At 32.1% G+C, this 18527-nt stretch carries 21 protein-coding genes; 2 read left to right on the forward strand and 19 right to left on the reverse strand.

What is annotated here, in order from left to right; genetic code table 11:
- Positions 1-104 precede the first annotated feature (104 nt).
- Together rsmI and rpmE are read right to left on the reverse strand one after the other, a co-directional pair.
- Positions 105-920 carry a 16S rRNA (cytidine(1402)-2'-O)-methyltransferase gene (rsmI, locus tag NIL_RS08530; protein WP_187647354.1) on the reverse strand — a complete coding sequence of 272 codons (816 nt, stop codon included), beginning with the start codon at positions 918-920 and terminating at the stop codon, positions 105-107.
- A gap of 1 nt (position 921) precedes the next feature.
- The gene (gene rpmE / locus NIL_RS08535; protein WP_187647355.1) at positions 922-1122 is read right to left on the reverse strand and encodes a 50S ribosomal protein L31; all 201 of its coding nucleotides are present in this window, start codon (positions 1120-1122) and stop codon (positions 922-924) included.
- Between the two features lie 519 nt (positions 1123-1641).
- Here rpmE and NIL_RS11015 point away from each other — a divergent pair.
- A complete protein-coding gene (locus NIL_RS11015; protein ID WP_187647356.1) occupies positions 1642-2115 on the forward strand; it encodes a type II secretion system protein in 474 nt (157 codons plus the stop codon).
- Positions 2116-2664 carry a prepilin-type cleavage/methylation domain-containing protein gene (locus NIL_RS08545; RefSeq protein ID WP_187647357.1) on the forward strand — a complete coding sequence of 183 codons (549 nt, stop codon included), beginning with the start codon at positions 2116-2118 and terminating at the stop codon, positions 2662-2664.
- Between the two features lie 101 nt (positions 2665-2765).
- Here the strand turns inward: NIL_RS08545 and NIL_RS08550 are convergent, their stop codons facing one another.
- The 17 genes from NIL_RS08550 to NIL_RS08630 are packed head-to-tail and all read right to left on the reverse strand — an operon-like array spanning position 2766 to position 18372.
- Positions 2766-4004, reverse strand: coding sequence for a type II secretion system F family protein (locus NIL_RS08550; RefSeq protein ID WP_187647358.1), 1239 nt, complete (start codon positions 4002-4004; stop codon positions 2766-2768).
- The gene (locus NIL_RS08555; protein ID WP_187647359.1) at positions 4005-5681 is read right to left on the reverse strand and encodes a GspE/PulE family protein; all 1677 of its coding nucleotides are present in this window, start codon (positions 5679-5681) and stop codon (positions 4005-4007) included. It abuts the gene before it with no gap.
- Positions 5671-6618 (reverse strand): tetratricopeptide repeat protein, encoded by a 948-nt coding sequence (locus NIL_RS08560; RefSeq protein ID WP_187647360.1) that lies wholly within the window; start codon positions 6616-6618, stop codon positions 5671-5673. The genes NIL_RS08555 and NIL_RS08560 overlap by 11 nt, the downstream gene beginning before the upstream one ends.
- Positions 6611-7405, reverse strand: a complete 795-nt coding sequence (locus NIL_RS08565) for an ATP-binding protein (RefSeq protein ID WP_187647361.1) — start codon at positions 7403-7405, stop codon at positions 6611-6613. Before NIL_RS08565 ends, NIL_RS08560 begins: the two co-directional genes overlap by 8 nt.
- Positions 7398-8897, reverse strand: coding sequence for a pilus (MSHA type) biogenesis protein MshL (gene mshL, locus NIL_RS08570; RefSeq protein WP_187647362.1), 1500 nt, complete (start codon positions 8895-8897; stop codon positions 7398-7400). Before mshL ends, NIL_RS08565 begins: the two co-directional genes overlap by 8 nt.
- Positions 8894-9229, reverse strand: a complete 336-nt coding sequence (locus NIL_RS08575; RefSeq protein ID WP_187647363.1) for a hypothetical protein — start codon at positions 9227-9229, stop codon at positions 8894-8896. Before NIL_RS08575 ends, mshL begins: the two co-directional genes overlap by 4 nt.
- Entirely contained in the window at positions 9226-9846 is a 621-nt protein-coding gene (locus tag NIL_RS08580; RefSeq protein WP_187647364.1) for a hypothetical protein, read from the reverse strand. Before NIL_RS08580 ends, NIL_RS08575 begins: the two co-directional genes overlap by 4 nt.
- On the reverse strand, positions 9843-11315 hold the full coding sequence (locus NIL_RS08585) for a hypothetical protein (RefSeq protein ID WP_187647365.1): 1473 nt from the start codon (positions 11313-11315) through the stop codon (positions 9843-9845). Before NIL_RS08585 ends, NIL_RS08580 begins: the two co-directional genes overlap by 4 nt.
- Before the next feature lie 8 nt (positions 11316-11323).
- On the reverse strand, positions 11324-11791 hold the full coding sequence (locus tag NIL_RS08590; RefSeq protein WP_187647366.1) for a prepilin-type N-terminal cleavage/methylation domain-containing protein: 468 nt from the start codon (positions 11789-11791) through the stop codon (positions 11324-11326).
- Positions 11788-12255, reverse strand: a complete 468-nt coding sequence (locus NIL_RS08595; RefSeq protein ID WP_187647367.1) for a hypothetical protein — start codon at positions 12253-12255, stop codon at positions 11788-11790. Before NIL_RS08595 ends, NIL_RS08590 begins: the two co-directional genes overlap by 4 nt.
- A complete protein-coding gene (locus NIL_RS08600; RefSeq protein ID WP_187647368.1) occupies positions 12252-13199 on the reverse strand; it encodes a type II secretion system protein in 948 nt (315 codons plus the stop codon). The genes NIL_RS08595 and NIL_RS08600 overlap by 4 nt, the downstream gene beginning before the upstream one ends.
- Complete coding sequence (locus NIL_RS08605) at positions 13192-13821, reverse strand: type II secretion system protein (RefSeq protein ID WP_187647369.1); 630 nt, start codon at positions 13819-13821, stop codon at positions 13192-13194. The genes NIL_RS08600 and NIL_RS08605 overlap by 8 nt, the downstream gene beginning before the upstream one ends.
- On the reverse strand, positions 13818-16499 hold the full coding sequence (locus NIL_RS08610) for a hypothetical protein (protein ID WP_187647370.1): 2682 nt from the start codon (positions 16497-16499) through the stop codon (positions 13818-13820). The genes NIL_RS08605 and NIL_RS08610 overlap by 4 nt, the downstream gene beginning before the upstream one ends.
- Positions 16496-17164: a 16S rRNA (uracil(1498)-N(3))-methyltransferase gene (locus tag NIL_RS08615; protein ID WP_187647371.1), complete on the reverse strand. Its 669-nt coding sequence runs from the start codon at positions 17162-17164 to the stop codon at positions 16496-16498. Before NIL_RS08615 ends, NIL_RS08610 begins: the two co-directional genes overlap by 4 nt.
- Positions 17164-17553 carry a type VII toxin-antitoxin system HepT family RNase toxin gene (gene hepT, locus NIL_RS08620; RefSeq protein WP_187647372.1) on the reverse strand — a complete coding sequence of 130 codons (390 nt, stop codon included), beginning with the start codon at positions 17551-17553 and terminating at the stop codon, positions 17164-17166. The genes NIL_RS08615 and hepT overlap by 1 nt, the downstream gene beginning before the upstream one ends.
- The gene (gene mntA / locus NIL_RS08625) at positions 17519-17965 is read right to left on the reverse strand and encodes a type VII toxin-antitoxin system MntA family adenylyltransferase antitoxin (RefSeq protein ID WP_187647373.1); all 447 of its coding nucleotides are present in this window, start codon (positions 17963-17965) and stop codon (positions 17519-17521) included. Before mntA ends, hepT begins: the two co-directional genes overlap by 35 nt.
- Positions 17962-18372 (reverse strand): hypothetical protein, encoded by a 411-nt coding sequence (locus NIL_RS08630; protein ID WP_187647374.1) that lies wholly within the window; start codon positions 18370-18372, stop codon positions 17962-17964. Before NIL_RS08630 ends, mntA begins: the two co-directional genes overlap by 4 nt.
- Positions 18373-18527 lie beyond the last annotated feature (155 nt).

Below are 18527 nucleotides of genomic sequence, written 5' to 3' on the forward strand. Positions count from 1 at the left end.
GTGGTGAGTGTGAGTGTGAGTTGATTTACCACTCAAGTACTTAACCACTCAACTACTCAACCAAAAATCCAAATTCCCAATTCCCAATTCCTAATGTCCAATATTTATCCTCTAATCAACTCTTCATAACACTCTTTTACACTTTTAGAAGTTATCTTGGAAAGAAGTTTGGCCTTTTCTTTTTTTGAGATATTTAGTGACAAAATATCCTGTTTTGTTAATGCACCTTGGCTAAATGACTCTTTTTTGGGAGAGATAATCGCCACCCACTCCCCTTTTATATCTACATTTTTTATCAGATCCAAAATTTCTCCAACCGTTCCTTTAAAAAATCTCTGATATCTTTTGGTTAACTCTTTAGCCAAAAAGATCTCTCTATCATTATCTATATTTTCAATTTCGTTTAAAAATTTTAAAAGTCTATGTGGAGCTTCAAAAACAATTGAAAAGTATGGACTATCTAAAACCTCTTCGAGTCTTTTTTTTCTATCTTTGCCTTTGTAGGGTAAAAATCCGAAAAATGTAAACCTTCCCTCAAAACCGCTTGCGGCAAATGCGGTAATAGCCGCACTTGGGCCAGGTAAGACATCATACTCTATTTCGTTTTTTATGCAATATTCAACCAATTTTGCCCCGGGATCACTAATACAAGGCATCCCCGCATCGCTTATATAAACAATGTTTTGTTTAAAAAAAGATGGCTCCAATTTTGATAAAAAGCTTTCTTGGTTATATTCATGAAAGGAGAGATATTTGGAAGACTTTACTGTTATAGAGAGTCTATCTTGCAGAAGTTTTATGAGTTTTCTAGCAACTCTGGTATCTTCGCACAAAAACAGATCCGCACTCTCTAGAGCCTTAATGGCTCTTAGAGTAATATCTTCAATATTTCCTATAGGAGTTGGAACTAGAGTGAGCAAACTACTTCAAGCCAAACTTCTTTTTAAATTTCTCTACTCTACCAGTTGTATCTACAATCTTTTCACTACCCGTAAAGAATGGATGGCATCTGTTGCATATATCTATCTTTAGTTGCGGTTTGTTAGAGTATACAACAAAATGGTTTCCGCACGCGCAAGTCACTTCACACTCTATGTATTCTGGATGAATCCCTTTTTTCATCGTTAAATCCTTAATTTATATAGATTTCTTTATTTAGGAGCGCAATTTTATCTGATTTTTTATTTTATTTCAATAAAAAAAATATTAAAAAAAATATTTAAATTCACAGCAGACTCAAAAGAGCCTGCTGCTACATAGGGGGAGGGGAAGGAATATTATATCAAAAAAATATTTTTATTTCAATTATTTGTATAAGTCCACAACATATGGCACTAATTATAATTTTCAAGGAGGTATTTTATCTAAGATTAAATCAAGTGAGCTGTAGAATCAGAATAGTTAAAATCTATAATTAGTTTTTAAGGTATTGAACAAAATTTTGAGTTTATATTGCAATATTATATGTTTATTTTATATTTATTATAAAGGGAATATATATTTAAATTATATTTTATAACAAGTAAAAAATTATTTTAATGATGAAAACATTGATATTACGGCCTTTCGAAAAAGTTTTTTATAAGCTATTTAATTGTAGAATCATATAAATGTTACAAGTTAATAACTAAAGGAGAGAGAATGAGAAGAAGCGGTTTTACTTTGGTTGAGCTAATCTTTGTAATAGTGATCATAGGTATACTTGCTGCTGTTGCCATACCTAAGTTTAAAGATCTTAAACAAAATGCCGCAGCTGGAAATGTAATTGCTGTATTATCTGATCTCAACGGAAGCGGAGGGCCTGCTGCATACCTAAACGCTGTAGAGTTAGGAGGAATTGCTCCTAGCGATTTAAATTTGACAAATATCTATAGATTTCAAGGAAAAGATTGGGATATAAATGCAACAACGAATGATTCGGCTACCTATAGAAAAGAGCAAACGGATCTTAACGCAACTTTCACTTATAATAACGACGGAACTATCACCGTTAAACTTTATTGCGACACGGGTACCGATACTGGATTAGCCTCCAAGAGAGCTTTAAATGCTAAAGGATACGACTGTAGTACAACCGGAGTTACATATACGATAAATCTAGAAACCCAAAACTAGATGAAAAAATCCTTTACTCTAGTAGAACTTATCTTCATCATCGTCATCATTGGCATCCTTGCCGCTGTGGCGATACCAAAATTTACCGGACTTACCTCTAACACAAAAATCTCATCAGAATTAGCTACGGCTTCTACGATTCAAAGCGCCATTGAGGATGTTCACAGCGAATGGATTATGAGCGAAGGTACGTTTAACTGGGGAAACCAAGAGACAACTGACTGTTCCGATAGCAATACGGCAAACGACGGAGATTTTAACTGTAGTTCAGGATATCCTATACTTGGAGATTGCAACACTAACAAACCTTTTGGCTTTATACTTAAAAACTCTTCTACGGTAGACGCCAAGTGGGCGTGTAAAGATAACAATGACGGTACGTACTTTTACAAAGGTCCAGCATCTACTAAAAACAGCGGAGTTAATCCAAGCAGTGATACAAAAGGAAAACCTGACTGCTCCGATTATTGGATATACGACATCAAAACCGGTACATTCTCTTTAAAAGATGTTGCAGACCAGACTTGTACTAATGTTAATGAACTATAGATTTGACATTTTATATACTATCCATAGTCCAAATCCTAGTATAATCGAACTTATTATAGCTATTACTATACTTCCGCTCTCAACATCCATTTAAATCCTTTTTATCCAGCAATATTTACCAAATTCCACATAGGTAAGAAAATTCCTAAAGACAAAGTTAAAACAAATCCGGCTATTGCAGCTATCAAGATAGGTTCTATCAAAGTGGCGATATTGTCGACTATATAATCAAATCTATCTTGATAGATTTTACTAACTTTTCCTAGCATTTTTCCAAGTCCACCACCTATCTCACCAGCTTTTATCATCTCTACTACCATATTTTCAAAAAGTCTGCTATCCTCAAATCCGCTATATAGAGTTCTTCCCTCTTCAATCGCTAAAGATATTTTTTCTAATTCTCTTTTCATATAACTATTCTCTACAATCTCTGATGCTATTTTCAAAGCATCTATCATAGGTATTCCAGCTTCTACAAGAACTCTAAAAACATAGATAAATCTACTAATCATCGCATAAAGTGTAGCTTCACCTATAATATAGACTTTAAGTAGCCATTTATCTAAAAATAATCTTACCTTTTCGTTTTTTGTGTAAAAAATAAGAAGTGTAGAAAAAATAGCCACAGCGGCAATCAAAATATATGGACCAAAAGTAACTACCAAATGTTCTAGCCATAGTAAAAATTTAGTCGGTAGAGGCAGTTCCATTTTAGTCTCTTCAAAAAACTGTTTAAACTGCGGTATTACCATTACTATAACGATAACAAAAGAGATTATCATCGCAAACATAACAAAAAGCGGATATCTAGTAGCCTTTTTAAATTTTCTTCTATTATCTAAAATAGCTTGTAAAATTTTTGATAAATGATTTAACGATTCAGGTAAAGTTCCGGTTTCTTCACCTAATCTTATCATCGATAAAGTTAAAAATCCAAGCTGCTTTTTAAATCTTTTTGCCGCTTCAAAAAAACTTTTTCCTCCTTCTATATCTTCCATTATTTGAGTAAATATAGCCTTAAGCATCCTGTTTTCTTGTGTTTTAACTGTTTCGGCAAGTGCAGTATTTAACGGCAAACCTGCATCAATCATGATTGAAATTTGATCGATAATCGAGATTAATGTTTCTATATCGGCTCTTATGTTTTTTATAGGGTTATTGAGTTTTTCTTGAATCTCTTTTAGATAAAAAGAAAAAGGTTTGCTTGTTTCAGAAATTTTGATCAGAACTCCCAACTTTAAATCGGAAAATTTTTGCAATACTGAAGCCTTGTTTTCAGCTTCTATAATAGTAGAAAATCTCTTTTTTCCCCTTTTGTAAACTACTTTAAAGTATCTCAACTATTTTTCCTTAGCAACTCTAAATACCTCTTCTAATGTAGTTATTCCCTTTATAACCTTGCTAATACCGTCAACTATCATAGGTTGATATGAACCCTTTTTCTCGGCATATTCAACTATTTCTACTTTATTTGCGTTTTCAGAAATCAGTTTTGCCAATATATCGTCGATAACTAAAATCTCAGATATCATCGTCCTATCGAAATAACCTGTAAAATCACACTTAGAGCAACCTTTTCCTCCATAAAATTTAGTATTTTGGGGTATATACTTTTTAACCTTTTCGATAAGCTTTAACGGAGGTTTTATCTCTATTTTACAGTATGGGCAAATCTTTCTAACCAATCTTTGTGCAACGACACCTATTAACGAGTCGGCAATAAGATACGGTTTTAGTCCCATCTGAACCATTCTAGGTATTGCTCCGGGCGCATCATTGGTATGCAATGTTGAAAACACCAAATGTCCTGTTAAAGCTGCCTGAGCGGCCGCATTTAAAGTTTCAAAATCTCTGATTTCGCCTATTAAGATAATATCTGGGTCTTGTCTTAAAAAAGATTTTACGGCTTTAGCAAACGTCAAACCTATCTTCTCGTTTACCTGGATCTGCTGAACAAGGGGAAGTCTATACTCTACTGGATCTTCTGCGGTCATAACTTTATTGGTTATGTTTTTTATCTCATTTAAAGCTGCGTACAAAGTAGTTGTTTTACCACTTCCCGTTGGACCTGTTATAAGTATAATTCCATGTGGAGAGTGGATAAGTTCCATAAACGTGTTTAGATTTTCCTCTTCAAATCCCAACTCCTCAAGCTTTAAAAGTACCTTTCCTCTGTCTAAAATCCTCATTACCAAAGATTCGCCATAAATAGTTGGAGTCGTAGAGAGCCTAAAATCATAAATTTTATCTTCTATAGTAAAAGAGAATCTTCCGTCTTGAGGCACCCTTTTTTCCGAAATATCTAAATTTCCTAAAAGTTTGATTCTTGAAGCAAGCGCATTATATATCTCTAGATCAAAAACAAAATTTTCATGTAAAATACCATCTATTCTTGCCCTTACTATTACCTCTTTCTCATCAGGTTCTATATGGATATCACTTGCTCTTTTTACAATGGAGTCTTTGATTATTAGTAAAATAAGCCTCATTACGGCACTCTCTTCTCCCTCTTTTTTCGCACCTTCAGTTCTTAACTCCTTTTTTACCTCTTCAACAATCTCTTTAGTCTGCTTTAATATCTCTATTCTATGAAAAATAACGTCTATATCTTCTTGAAGAGCCAAATATATCTTTATAGGTTTTAAAGATATAGTCCTCTCTAGATGCTCTAATGCTTCATAATTAAGCGGATCGGAAGTTGCCACATATAAAAAATCCTCATCTTCTTTAAAAGGTATCGCATTTGCCGCTTTTAAAAGATTGAAAGGATATTTTTTTGCAAGTTTGTCAAAATCTATCTCTTCTCCATAAAGATCTATAAAATCGATCTTTAACTGTTTAGATAAAGCTTTTAAAAGCTCTTTTTGGGTTACAAACCCCTCTTCGATTAAAATTTCACCAAGTTTTTTTGTAAAATTAAGCTCTTTTTGAATCTTTAATGCACGCTCTAACTGTTCTGGCGTAATCAATCTCTCTTCAACTAAAATATCGCCTAGACGTATCTTTTTAGCTATCATTTTGCATCCATTGTTCTAAAAGTTTTGCAGCATCTTTTGAGTGTTTAAACTTTAAATACACCTGCAATAGCTCTATTGCTGATTCTTTATCTCCAAGATGATATAAGGATTTTGCGTACAAAAGCCATGACTCTTCAGATTCGTTATCTATCGTATTTGCGGTTTTTGCCCATTCAAGAGATTTTCTGTAATCTCTTTTTTCAAAATAGTATTTAGCAATTTTTATAGCCAACTTATATGTTTTCCTTTTTTGAAAAAGCTCTTCCAAATCCTTTATCGAAGGCTCTTTTATATTTAAAATATTTCGATTTTGCTCCAAATTAGCACTATTTTCTTTCTCAGTTTTTTGAGCATTTTTTAAAGATATATTTTTCTCTTCTATAATCACACTTTTTTCTTCTTTAACATCTTTAACTTTTTTTAACGGTTCACAACTCTCCTTAACTACAAAATAGTCCAGATTTTTCTCTTTGGCCAAATCTATAAATCTGTTCAAATCTTCATAATTTTCAACTTTATTGCATCTTAGATATACTTTGTCGCTATCAATACTTCCAAATTTCAGATAACACTCTAAACCGTAACTTTCTAAATTATCCTCTATTTTTTTAATATCAGAAAGATACTTTTTTCTAGATTCTAAAAACTGTAGCGCATAACACTTTTTTTCACTATTTGCAAATTTGCCCTTTTTTAGTTTTTTAACAATTTTTTGAGCACTATTTTCTATATGAATATTTGGCTCTTTTTTAATTAATTCCGATTTTTTCGACTTGTTAAATTCGACGGCTTTTTTTTCTTCAAAACTTTTTTCAGAAAAATCATCCATAATATAAATAAAAATAAAAATCACAAAAAAAATCGAAATTATAAACGGGAAATACCGTTTTAATCTATACTTTTTACACTTTTTTTCTAAGCGTTCAAAATTAAACATCTATAAGACCTCCTTCTATCGCAGCCATAATCAGGAGGCACTCCGAGAGCTTTTGATACTTTTTTTTGTTGTTGCTTATAGCATAATCCAAAAGTAAAAAAAGGTTATATAAAAGTTTTTTTAAATCTCTAAAATTACCTTTTGTAACTTTATATATAAATCCAAGATACTTTTTTGAAAGTTCTTCGGCAAAAGAGTTCATATCGGCTTTAGATAAAGTATTGTATATAAAATCTCTGCACTCATTCTTTTGCAATTTTCCAAGTTCCAAAACTTTATGTGGGCGAGACGAGAATTGAGGCTCATTTAAAATCTCTTTAGATTCATGTTTATGCATTGCTAGCAAAAACCAAAACGCTTTACTATCCGCTAAAATCCTTATAAGCTCTATCATCTTTTTAGAAAGAAGTTGCGCCTCATCAATAGTTATTAAACATTTCTCATCTTCATAGATTCTTACTACCTCTTTTATCAAACCTTCCAACGAAAAATCTTTTATCTCTCGCTCTCTTTTTTTAATAAGAGTCTTTATAAAATCGACAGGTTCCATAAAAGGGGTGTCAAATTTTATTATCGTGTATCTATTTTCCAAAAACTCTTCTATGTTGTTCAAAAATGCGCTTTTACCGACTCCCGGCTCACCTATTAAGAAAATAAGCTGTTTTGTCTCTTTATCTAAAATATTGGTTAACGAAGACTTTACGCCTAAAACTTCCGCATTCTCAAAAAAGTCGACTGCTTTTGCATTTTCTTCAAAAATTTTCGTAATCTCTATATAGTTACTCAAATTTTCGCCCTTTAAAAATTTTTACCTCATCTATAGTGGGCATATTTGAAGATTTAACTATTTTAGGTACAAGCAAAATAAAAAGCTCGCTTCTTTTTTTAATATCTTGGGTTGAGTGAAAAGCTCTTCCTAGAAGCGGTAAATCTCCCAAAATGGGTACTTTTTTGTGATATTTTGATTCCATCAGGCTAATTAACCCCCCTATTAAAACTTTTTGACCATCTTTCACTTTTACTATAGATGTCATCTGCTTTATCTTTATATCTGGAGGCAACTCTCTTTGAGTGGTATTTAACTCTTGGTTTTCGATAAGTTCACTTATTACAGGATTTATTTTCATAATAATACTATCTTGAGAGCTAACTTCAGGAATAACATATAAAGTAATTCCCACAAAAGTGGTGCCTAAAGAGTAAGTCGTAGTCCCCACTGGAGTGCCTGTAGTGGTGTACGATATCCCTCCGGTTTGATATTTATATGAAAGCTGTTCACCTACATTGATAACTGCGGGTTGATTGTTTAGAGTTAAAACTTTAGGATTGGAGAGTATATTCACATCTCCGTATGTTTTTAAAAAATTAATTAATCCTTCTGTTGAAAAATTATAACCTATATAATAATCTGGCTTCGTCAAGTTACTAAAAGTAGTACCGTTTGATTTAGTATCAAAACCACTAATACTTCCTGAAAGCGACAGATTAAATTTGCTCCAATCGATCCCTTTTGTATAATTGTCGTTGTAAACAACTTCTATAATTTTTGCTTCAATTAAAACCTGCTTATGCATCTTTTTCATCAACGAATCTAAAAATTTCCTAATATTTTCTAAATCCTTTTTGTTGGCTCTTACTGTTAACAAAGAAGCGTCTTTATTGATAAAAAGTTTATAATCTTTAGAGCCTGAAAGAAGTTTTTCGATACTCTCTCTTAAGCTTTTCCAAAAGGTAAACTCGGACTTTGTGACTATTTTCGTATAATCTGCCGAGGTGCCTCCGCTTGATCCGTATCTAGAGTTGGTCGTACCCGTACCGTAGCTAGAGGTAGTTGCAGTAGAGCCATAACTGTTTGATACTCCTCCGCCCGAGCCCGTATTTATCGACTTACTGCTTTCGCTACTAAGCTCGCTAACATTTATATAGTCGATATTAAAAGTTTCACTTTTATAGTAAGAGACTTTTATAATATTTTTCATTTTGTCATATCTATAAAACAGATTTGACTCATCAAAGAGAAAATCGATAAATTCATCAAACGTATAATTTTGTATATTTATAAAATCTAACTTTTTCTTTATCGCATCTTTACTCTTTTTATCTTCAAAACTGATAGTTAAACCGCATTGCATAGATAGGTCTTTTAATACATCTTCCACGCTAATGCCTCTTTTGCTATCACCACTGTACGCACTCAGCGAAAAGAGCCTGTTTTCACAAAGATTAGCCGCATTAACGTTTAAATATATAAATAAAATCGCAAAGATTAATATTCTCATTTATACTCCATTGTCTTTAAAATCTTGTTTTTTACCAGATAAAGAACTCTCTTTTTGCCTCTTTTTTTTAAAATTACAAAATTTTTGCCTATTTTATAGATTTTATATCCCTCTATTTTATCTCCAACTTTATAAAATTTTCCATTAATATATGCTCTTTCGTTATATATAGCGCTTAACGTTAGTTTTAAAGTCCTAGAGACACTTTTTATCTTTTTTTTCTTCTTCAATAACTTTTGAGCCTTATAAAAAGGATCGTATTTTACAGGTAAAGGCAAAACTTCAGCAAATAGCGATAAATAAAGCATTGTTGATAATAAAAAGAGTCTCACTTTCGAACTCCGTAAAAATCTATATTGAAACTAAATTTTGGCAAAGAACCCTCCGTCTCGATTATAAGTTCTTTGATAGACATCAACATTTTATTACTCTCCAGCCCTCTAACAAAAGATATAATATTTAAAAATCTTCCTTTACCTTCCACACTGATTGCCTTTTTAACATAGAGTTTTCCTATAAACGGTTCCTCTTTATCCAATATTTTTATATCTTTTATTAAAATATTTTTATTTACGGATTCTTTTAGCAGACTGTTTAAAAATCTATTAAAATCTTTATCATTTACAAACAAAAATCTTATTTTGTCAAATCTGCTTTTTAGCAAAAGAAGCTTCAGATTTAGCTCCTCTTTAAGATTTTCATTTTTAAATATCTCTTTTTTTTTCAAAAAAATTTTAGACTGCATTTTTTTTGGAGAATTCTTGGATATTTTTTGCTCTAAAGCAGCAAGCGTTTCTTGTTTTTGATTTATCTCTTCGATAATTGGCTCTATTAGGAAAAAGTATATTGTAAACAGAACTAAAAAAAGAATTATTAATAGTATAAAAACTCTTTTTCTAGGTTCTTGCTCTTTAATCTTTTCTTCCAAACTATATATAAATTCTATCATCTTTTAACCTTGACACTACTAGTATAGACTCCATCAGTATAACTAATCTGCGCTGTTTTAACCTCTGAATATCCTCTATTTAAAAGCTCTTTTATAAACTTTGCTATTCTATCGCGCTGATAATATTCAGAAATCAACATAATTTCCATCTCTTTCGGATTTTTTTGTTTTATATACTGAGTATTTAAACGATATTTTGCCAAGGCGTAAACTACATCGTTCATAAACTCTTCTCTTGCTACTTTTTGCCTCTCTATAAAGGGTATCATCTTCAAAGTAGTCTCATAAACAAACATTTTGTGCTCTATATTCTCTATTTCTTTTTTAATTTTTTGGTTTTTATCTTTCAATCTTTTTAGTTCTTTTAAATATTTTGCAGATTCGCTTTTTAAACTTTTTAATCTCTTCTCCTTTTTAACAATACTCTCTTCTAACATTAAGTTGTTATAATAAAAATAACCGTAAATAGACAAGCCAAGCAGTGTAAAAAGAGCCAATACCGCTGTATATTTGAATATCATATATTCGTATATCGGCCTCTTTCTTTCCCAAAAAGAGAGATTGATTTTTTGAAGATTTTTAGTTTCATCAGCCGCTTGATATATATACTCGCAAAATAGATATATCTTTGTCTCTTCGCCTTCTTTATCGCAACATTTAACACTTTCTATCTCTAAATTTTCATATCCGAAAGAAACAAAAAACTCTTTTAAACCCTCTATACTTTTTCCACCGAAATCGACAAATATCCTATCAATTCCTTCTAATGCAAAAATAGTTCGCTTATGATTTATAGAATAGACTATCTTTTCTATATTTTTTAAAAAAATTTCTTGCAAGGCATCTATGATATGAGTCTCATCCAAAGAGTAGTTTTTCCTTTGAAGCCCTTTTAAACTCAGATACTCTTTAAGTTTTGCCGTTTCAATACCCACTCTTTTTGATATGGAAGATATAGAATCAATCAGTCTATATCCAATATACTCTCCTCTTTTATAGATAACGGCAAAAGCCTCATCTTCATCTAAATATATAAAAAGATCGTTTTTGTCTAGGTTAAGCCCTTTATTGTAAAGAGCCTGATACGATAAAAATCTTGGAAAAACAAGATCAATAGCTTCTATTTTTTTATTGTATCTGTTAAACTCTGTTTCAAAATCATCTTTATTTAGGGCAAAAGCCTCTATGATATACTCATCTCCCATATCATATTTTAAAAAGTCTATAACATACTCTTTATTTGCATCCAATCCAGCCTCTTCATACATCTTGATCTCTACTTGTATGGAAAGTTCATCGTTTGATAGTTTTTTAGGTAGTTTAAAAGTTAGAGTATCCACATATTTAAGAGGAATAAGAGCACCGGTAAAAAACTTTTTAGTATCTTTAAAATTAGCGGATTTTATATCTTTACCGTCATATAATATAGCTTTTTCATTATATAAAAAAACAATTTTATTTCTTTCCATCACTATCCTCAATAAATAATCTCTATATATCCGCTAAAAGGATAAACTTTTATAGTTGAGTTTTTATCTTTATAATTAAGTTTGATTATAACATTACTTTGTATTAAAGAATCTAAAGTCGTCATATTGTTATCGATTGAACCATCATGCAAACGCCCTATATTGTCAAAACACAATATATCAAGAGTGTAATTTAGTTTTGAGCGAAAAACGTAATTTTTGCTTTTGGTTTTATCATCTATTTCACTCAATTTGTTAAAATCGATACAGCCTATGCTACTATTTACATCAGCTAAACTAGAAACTCTTTTATCGTACCCTATAGCGCTATACCTGGCATTTTCTAGCTTCATAAAAACATAATTTGTATCATTTTTCAGATAGTCTGGCTTAATGCTATAAAAAGCTATTGAACTTAATATACCTATAATTATCAAAACTGTTATAAGTTCAACTAGTGTAAAAGCTTTTTTCATGGCCTTTGTAACGTCCTTTTGGCAATTCTTACCGGAGAGACAAAACCTTTTATTTTCGGATGTGATGAATTTGTCTCAACTACCGTTTCTATCAGTACATAGCCGTGAGACTCTTCTGTTAAAATAGGCACTACTCTATCGCAAGCCGACAGTTCAACACCATCGTTATCCTTACCGTTATAAAGATAATATTTTGTTATATTTACATCTGCTATGAATCTTCTATCGTTTGAATAAAATCTTAGATTTTTTATACAGCCTCTGTTTAAACTTCTGTCATCTCCCTCTATTTTCAAAATAGTAGCTTCAATGACGCTTTGCATAAATATTTCCGCTTGCTCTTTTATGTAGCTATCACTTATATGTTTTGCACTGATAGACGCATATTTAAGTGTTAAAACAGCCGCACCGCTTAAAAGCAGTACCATAAAAATAGCCATTAGTAGATTAAACGCTCTTCTCAAAACACTACCTTCATTTTGGATATATGTATAGGAGTAGAACCCTTTACGCTTCTATTTATATCTAGACTAATTCTTATTGTATAATCTATCTCGTCAAATCTAAATCTTGCCACATTTTTCATAAGAATCGTTACTCTACCTCCTGGATTTCCGTTAGAGTCGCCGCAAAATGTCTCGCCTCTCCATGGACGATAGTCATAAAAAAGAAGCAACGTATAATCATTGATATCGCTCCAGTTTACATCGTTACAGCTCCAGTCAATCTCTTTTAAATCCGCTCTTCTTGCTATTGCGTATGCGCTATCAACCAAAAAATATTTCTCATAAATAAATTTTGGCTGAACAGTATCTGTTATCTTAATATATCCGGTAGAGTTTATATCTATATCAAAACTATTTAAACTTTGATTTCCATGCCATCCAAAAGAGTTGTTAAAATCGTTAATATCGCTTCTTCCCCTATCAAAACTTCCCGCAAAAATCAGATTTACAATATTGTTAGCGTAAATATCATCGGAAATTACAAATTTTTTCTGAATCGTTGCAGCTATCGCATCGCCGTTACTGTTTGGAGAGTATGTGGTGTTTGTATCTTTGTTTGACTTCTTCAAATCCAAAAAACCGCTGTAGCTTCCGTTTAACAAAGCCTCGTTTGCTATCCCTATCCACTCTAAAACAGGTTTGATTGAAGTTAACTCCCCTATATACTCAAACTCTCCCGTTTGAGGGTCATAGCCAATCACGGTTGAAGGGACCCTGTTTGATAGATATTCGCTGATCTGATTTACGGCTATTTGAGATTGTAAAGATAGTCTTGTAATCTCTTTTGCTTTATAACTCCTTATCAAAATCGTCTGCAGCGCTTTAAAGGTAGCGACACTTAAAATCGTAACAATAACTACGACAAATATCAGCTCAATAAGCGTAAATCCTCTCTTATTCATACCAAGAAAGCCTGTTTATATGAGTTTGACCAATATTAAAAGAGTGAAAAACAAATCTAGCTATATTTTTTCTAAGCAGCTCCGTTTTTTTCGTACTATTTACATCGATAACTATATATTTTGTGTTTGTGGAGTTAGGAGTTATAAAGTTTTCATCTTTAAATACCTCATCATTTAGACTTAAATCCTCTACGAAATCAACCTTAACACTAAGTTTATAACTTCTGCTACTGTTATAATTGTTTGCATTGACAGTTGTAAAATCATCCAAGTCATCATAAGGAGGCTCGCCACTATCGGCTCCCAACGTCGAAGCCTTCACTTTGTGCTCACAATTTCTAGAACCTAAAAAACCTCCTACTCTGTATCCGTTATTGTTACATTCATAAGCAGCATTGCCGTTATTAACAAGCAAAATATCGTCATATTCGCTATTTTTTTCATCCCAAGCGGTAGCTTTGATAAGTCCCAAAAGAGCTACTGCACTAAACATAGCCTCTTCTCTTATACTTTGGGTAGAGGCTTTAGTGCTAAGCTGTAAAATTTTTGGCAAAACTGTAAATGCAATAGCGATTATCACCATAGAAAATATAAGCTCTATCAGCGTAAAACCTTTTCTCATCTAAAGAGCCTTATACCTCTTTTGTTATCGCTTATATTAATATCTTCTATATCAACCCCTTTAAAAGCGCCTCCGCTTTCTACTGCATTTCCCTGAGTCTGAGTTTTATACTCGTACTTTATACAAGGATGAGAGAGACAACTACTTCCAGAAGTATAGTTATAATCTTCTCCAAACCCTTTTGGCAAATACCAAAGCCAAGAAGAGATATTTAGATGTATATAAAAAACTCCCTCTAGCGCGTTACTGTTTGAAATGTTTATATTAAAAGTTCCGTTATTGTCCAATGAAGAGGATGTATTGATATTAACGTCTGTATTAAGGATAGTAGTATCTGTTACGTTAGTCTCAACTATATTTCCGTAAGAGATATTTGAATGGTAGCTATTTTGATACCAGTTTACCAAAGTTTCGTTAAAATCTTTTACAAACTCGTTTTTTATACTGCTAAAAACTAAAATTTTTGCGGTAGTGTTGTCATCTGTTTTGTTTGTTGATATATCTTTTGGCCAAACTCTAGCAAAATAAAAAGTGGCATTCATATCATCTTTCACCTTGGCACCATTTAATCTCTTTGCTACGTTTGTTATGATATTAACTTCTTTCAACTTGACAAATATCGGATCTATCGGGTTATCAAAACTTCTGTTTACATCAAATGCGTATCTATTTTTAGCTTTACCGTTTCTAAAAAGAGTTACATCAAACCTCATAGTTTTATTGATATCCTCCAAAGAGCTGTTAGCGTCATTCGTTGTACCTAGATATACGGCCGTTATATCTATATTGCCGCTGCTGTTTACATCGTAAAAAAACTTTATCTCAACATCTTCTCCATAACAGCTGCTATTAAAGTCGTTAAGCAGAGTTCCGTTTTTTGAAAAAACGCTCAACACAGCTTCTAAAGTTACGTTCATATCTTTTAAATCCGAATTTTTAATCATATAGAGCCAATTCTGGCCGGTAGATACGGTAAAGTTAAGATCGGTGATATTGGCTTCGTAGGGTTTTACGTTGATAGTTGTAGTATTTGACGCTATTAATCTTTCGCTATCGTTTGTATCGTCAAAGTCGATTCTAGCAAACTCGCTACCGTTTATCTCTTTTACAGTAACATTAATATCGCCAATCTCATCATAGTTTGCTGTAATATTTTTTGCCTCTCCGCTAGTAAAACTAAAAGAAGCAAGCGTTAACGTTCCGTTTTCACATCCTACTTTAGTCTCGTTTGCATTCACCGTAAATGAGCCTTTTAGGGTTTCGTTGTAGTCGGTTGCATTTGTATCCGAGCCAAAAACTTTAGCGGCAAATGAGAGATTAAAATCTTCCCCCGCATAAATCTGGTTTGATGGCGGATATATAATAAATCTATCGGGTCTTACGGCAAAATTATCGGTTGATAAAGTTCTATTGTCTTCAACACTCAAAGGACAGCTATCGTCAATATCCCTTTTCCACGCTATCAAAACTCTAACTTTTTTCAAAGCGTTTGAGAGGACTATACTGCTATAGGTAGATAGGTTTTGATCGCTAAAAAGCAGTTTTTGCCAAGGAGTAAAGCTTCTGTTTAAATCATCTACTATCTGTACACATACAGTTCCGTTAAACTCTTGATAGTTTGTTCCCATCTCATCCAAAGAAGCTATTGTTAGACTAAAATCTTTAGAGATTATTTTAGTAGAGATGTTTCGATCGTTTATATCTCTAAAAGTATCCCAAGCGTCAAATTTATAGTTAACGTTGTTGCCGTTATCTGGCAAACATCGGGGAATGATAATCAACTCGTCCCAAGAGATATCGTCATATCCTCCGCCGCCTGTAAATGTGCCGGATACAATTTCTACTTTGCCGTTACTTATAGGAGAGAGATTTCCGTAATATGTCAAGTTTAAATCGTAAACACTGTCGTCGCTTGCGTTTAAATCAAAACTCTTAATCAAAGAGTTGTCTATATAAAAGTTTAGTTTGTTTATACCGTTTTCGTGAATATCTCTAATCCTAGATATAAAAAAAGTTATCCGATCCGCGCTGCAAGAGGTGTTAAAATCGTAAGATACCGAAGTATCTTCAAAATCGTCGGGATAATAAAAAGGTTTATCGTTATCGTTTGTTAAATCATCATAGTTGTCGTTACTTTCATAACAACCAAACCCATAACATATATAATCCGGAGTATCACCAATATGCCTTCTTTGTATAAAATTTATAGCCGAACTTCCCCGATCGCTAACAAGTCTAATGGCGCTAAAATGAAAATCATCGATATCGTCGATATTTCTAGAGCTACAATCACGTTCTCTACCGTTACGATAACAGCTTCCCCTAACCGCAATGGCATGCATTCCTGCGGTTAAATATAGATCAACATCCACAAAAGTCTCTCCATCGTTACCCGTCGCTACTAAATTACCGTCTATATATACTCTAAGATTGCTATCAGTTTCAAAACCGTACGGAGCTACCAACTCAATTTTAGTTATATTTACGTCTTCAGTTACATAAAAACGACTTGGATTATTCAGATAGTAGTCATAAGTACTCTCGTCATACCTAGTTAACGGATCTTCAGGCGTATACATGGTATTTTTGTTATCTCCTGGATGTAGATACCCCTCTAAAATAATATCCGCTCTTAAAAAAAGCGTAAAAAAAAACGCAAGAAGGAGTATAAATCTCATAATAAAACCTTCATAGAGAGCGCCAAAGCCGCAGTTTCACTTCTTAAAACCGTTTCTGTATCCAAGCCTAAAACTTTTAAATCTCTAAATAGTTCTCTCTCTTTCTCGCTAAAACCGCCTTCTGGACCTACAACAATATTTTCTATATTATCGGTATTTTTAACTTTATTTTCACTAAAATCCAAAACTACTATGTTATTGGTTTCTTTTATAATTTTAGAAAGATTTTTAGCAAAAGAGATCTCCATTAAAGAGCTTCTTCCACACTGCTGACAAGAGTTGATCAAAATCTTTTGAAGTTTTTCCGGTTTTATTTTAAAATTTCTCTGACTTCTGTCGCAATATACAAAAGTTATCTTGCCTATTCCTATTTCGTTTAACATCGGTAAAGTTTTCTCCACAGTTTTTGGATCAACAACGCACCAGATAAGATGAAAAGATTTTTTAGGCACAATCTCTTTTTTTTCTCTATGAACAAGCGTTAACAAAGCTCTTTTACGGCTTACTTCGGTTATATCATAAAAGTATAAAAAGCCGTCTTTTAGATTTCTAAACACTACTCTTTCATTTTTTTTATGACGTCTAACTTTAAATAGATAGTTATATACTTCACCCTCTATCTCTAAAATCTCTTCACCACTTTTAGGATGGTAAACAAACTGCATTACAACTCTTTTACCGATTTTATAAAAATTTTAAAATCATCTAACCTATCTAAATACCCTATCAAAGCCTCTTTTTTAATCTCTTCATAATCGTGTATTAAGATATTTCTAAACCCCACCATTTTTATAAAATCATTAGCAATATCTTTTTGTAAAATATTAGCTTTTACAAGTCCTTCAATGCATTCTCTATAACTTTTTGGTTTTACAAGATTATATTTTGCAACAAGTTTACAAGCAATATCTATTACGATTTGAATAGATTCAAAAAATCCATACCTAATCTCCCACTCTTTTTTCTTATCAAATTCGCCTTTTTTTATATCCTCTTTTATTTCCTTTAAAACAGATATATTATCTTCTAATCTTTGTAACTTTTGCAATATCATCTTTTTCTATCCTTTCTTTGAAGGCTTTATCTATCATCTTATATAAAGGCTTTCTATCAAAATAATAAAGATAACTTTTCGATTTAAAATCAATATACAACTCTTCATCGGCTATTTTTATGGGAATATGATTAATAGCTATCTCGTAAGATAACAGAGAATCTTTTTTAAAAAGATCTTTTAAATTAACAATATCAACCTTTTTCCCTAAAATCTCTTCCAACTCCAAATTTAAATCTATCTTATTCTCTATTTCATCTTTTTCAATCCAAACAGCAATATCAACATCACTAAATGAGTGAAAATCTCCTTTTGCGAAAGAGCCAAAAAGTAGCACCAATTTATAATCTTTATCTAAAAAATATTTCTTTAGAATCTCTATTATCTCTCTATATACTCTATTTTCAATCATAAAATCCTCGCCAATATATAGATTACAACTCCAGCTACTGCTTCACTTAGATAAATCTTTGAGGCATACTTTTTAAACTCCTCTTGCAACTCTTTTTCTATCGATTTTATTGGCCTGATTTTTTTATAAAGAATTATCTGATAAACAAAGATACCTATCGCTAAAAATATCATCAAAAATATCTCTAGATTCCATAAGGTAAACTGAGTAACCGCCATTACGACTACGCCGGTAAAAGCTGTCATACCGAAAATGATGTTTTGTATCAAAAGCAGATTTCTGAATTTTTTAGAAAATTTTATAAAACTTTTTTCATTTTTGATAAGAAAATAAGCTAATTGTGATAAAATCAAAAAAACGGCAACCGCCATATGGATATAAATAGACATTTTAACCAACTGTTCCAAGAAAACTCCTTTTTTTAGGATGAAGGCAGAGGGGAGAAGGAAGAAAGAAGAAGGGTGAAGAAGGATAAATTGTTCTTCTTCTCTTTACTCTTCTTCCTTCACCCTTCTCCCTTCAACCTTCAACCTTATTTTATAAAATTATATCAAAAGGAAGT

The organism is Nitrosophilus labii (genome assembly GCF_014466985.1).
Lineage (GTDB): Bacteria > Campylobacterota > Campylobacteria > Campylobacterales > Nitratiruptoraceae > Nitrosophilus_A > Nitrosophilus_A labii.

Coding starts and splice junctions, on each gene's coding strand:
- rpmE (WP_187647355.1), bottom strand. CDS start 1,122: ATGAAAAAAGGGATTCATCCAGAATACATAGAGTGTGAAGTGACTTGC.
- NIL_RS11015 (WP_187647356.1), top strand. CDS start 1,642: ATGAGAAGAAGCGGTTTTACTTTGGTTGAGCTAATCTTTGTAATAGTG.
- NIL_RS08545 (WP_187647357.1), top strand. CDS start 2,116: ATGAAAAAATCCTTTACTCTAGTAGAACTTATCTTCATCATCGTCATC.
- NIL_RS08555 (WP_187647359.1), bottom strand. CDS start 5,681: ATGATAGCTAAAAAGATACGTCTAGGCGATATTTTAGTTGAAGAGAGA.
- NIL_RS08560 (WP_187647360.1), bottom strand. CDS start 6,618: ATGTTTAATTTTGAACGCTTAGAAAAAAAGTGTAAAAAGTATAGATTA.
- mshL (WP_187647362.1), bottom strand. CDS start 8,897: ATGAGAATATTAATCTTTGCGATTTTATTTATATATTTAAACGTTAAT.
- NIL_RS08580 (WP_187647364.1), bottom strand. CDS start 9,846: ATGATAGAATTTATATATAGTTTGGAAGAAAAGATTAAAGAGCAAGAA.
- NIL_RS08585 (WP_187647365.1), bottom strand. CDS start 11,315: ATGGAAAGAAATAAAATTGTTTTTTTATATAATGAAAAAGCTATATTA.
- NIL_RS08590 (WP_187647366.1), bottom strand. CDS start 11,791: ATGAAAAAAGCTTTTACACTAGTTGAACTTATAACAGTTTTGATAATT.
- NIL_RS08600 (WP_187647368.1), bottom strand. CDS start 13,199: ATGAATAAGAGAGGATTTACGCTTATTGAGCTGATATTTGTCGTAGTT.
- NIL_RS08605 (WP_187647369.1), bottom strand. CDS start 13,821: ATGAGAAAAGGTTTTACGCTGATAGAGCTTATATTTTCTATGGTGATA.
- NIL_RS08610 (WP_187647370.1), bottom strand. CDS start 16,499: ATGAGATTTATACTCCTTCTTGCGTTTTTTTTTACGCTTTTTTTAAGA.
- NIL_RS08615 (WP_187647371.1), bottom strand. CDS start 17,164: ATGCAGTTTGTTTACCATCCTAAAAGTGGTGAAGAGATTTTAGAGATA.
- hepT (WP_187647372.1), bottom strand. CDS start 17,553: ATGATATTGCAAAAGTTACAAAGATTAGAAGATAATATATCTGTTTTA.
- mntA (WP_187647373.1), bottom strand. CDS start 17,965: ATGATTGAAAATAGAGTATATAGAGAGATAATAGAGATTCTAAAGAAA.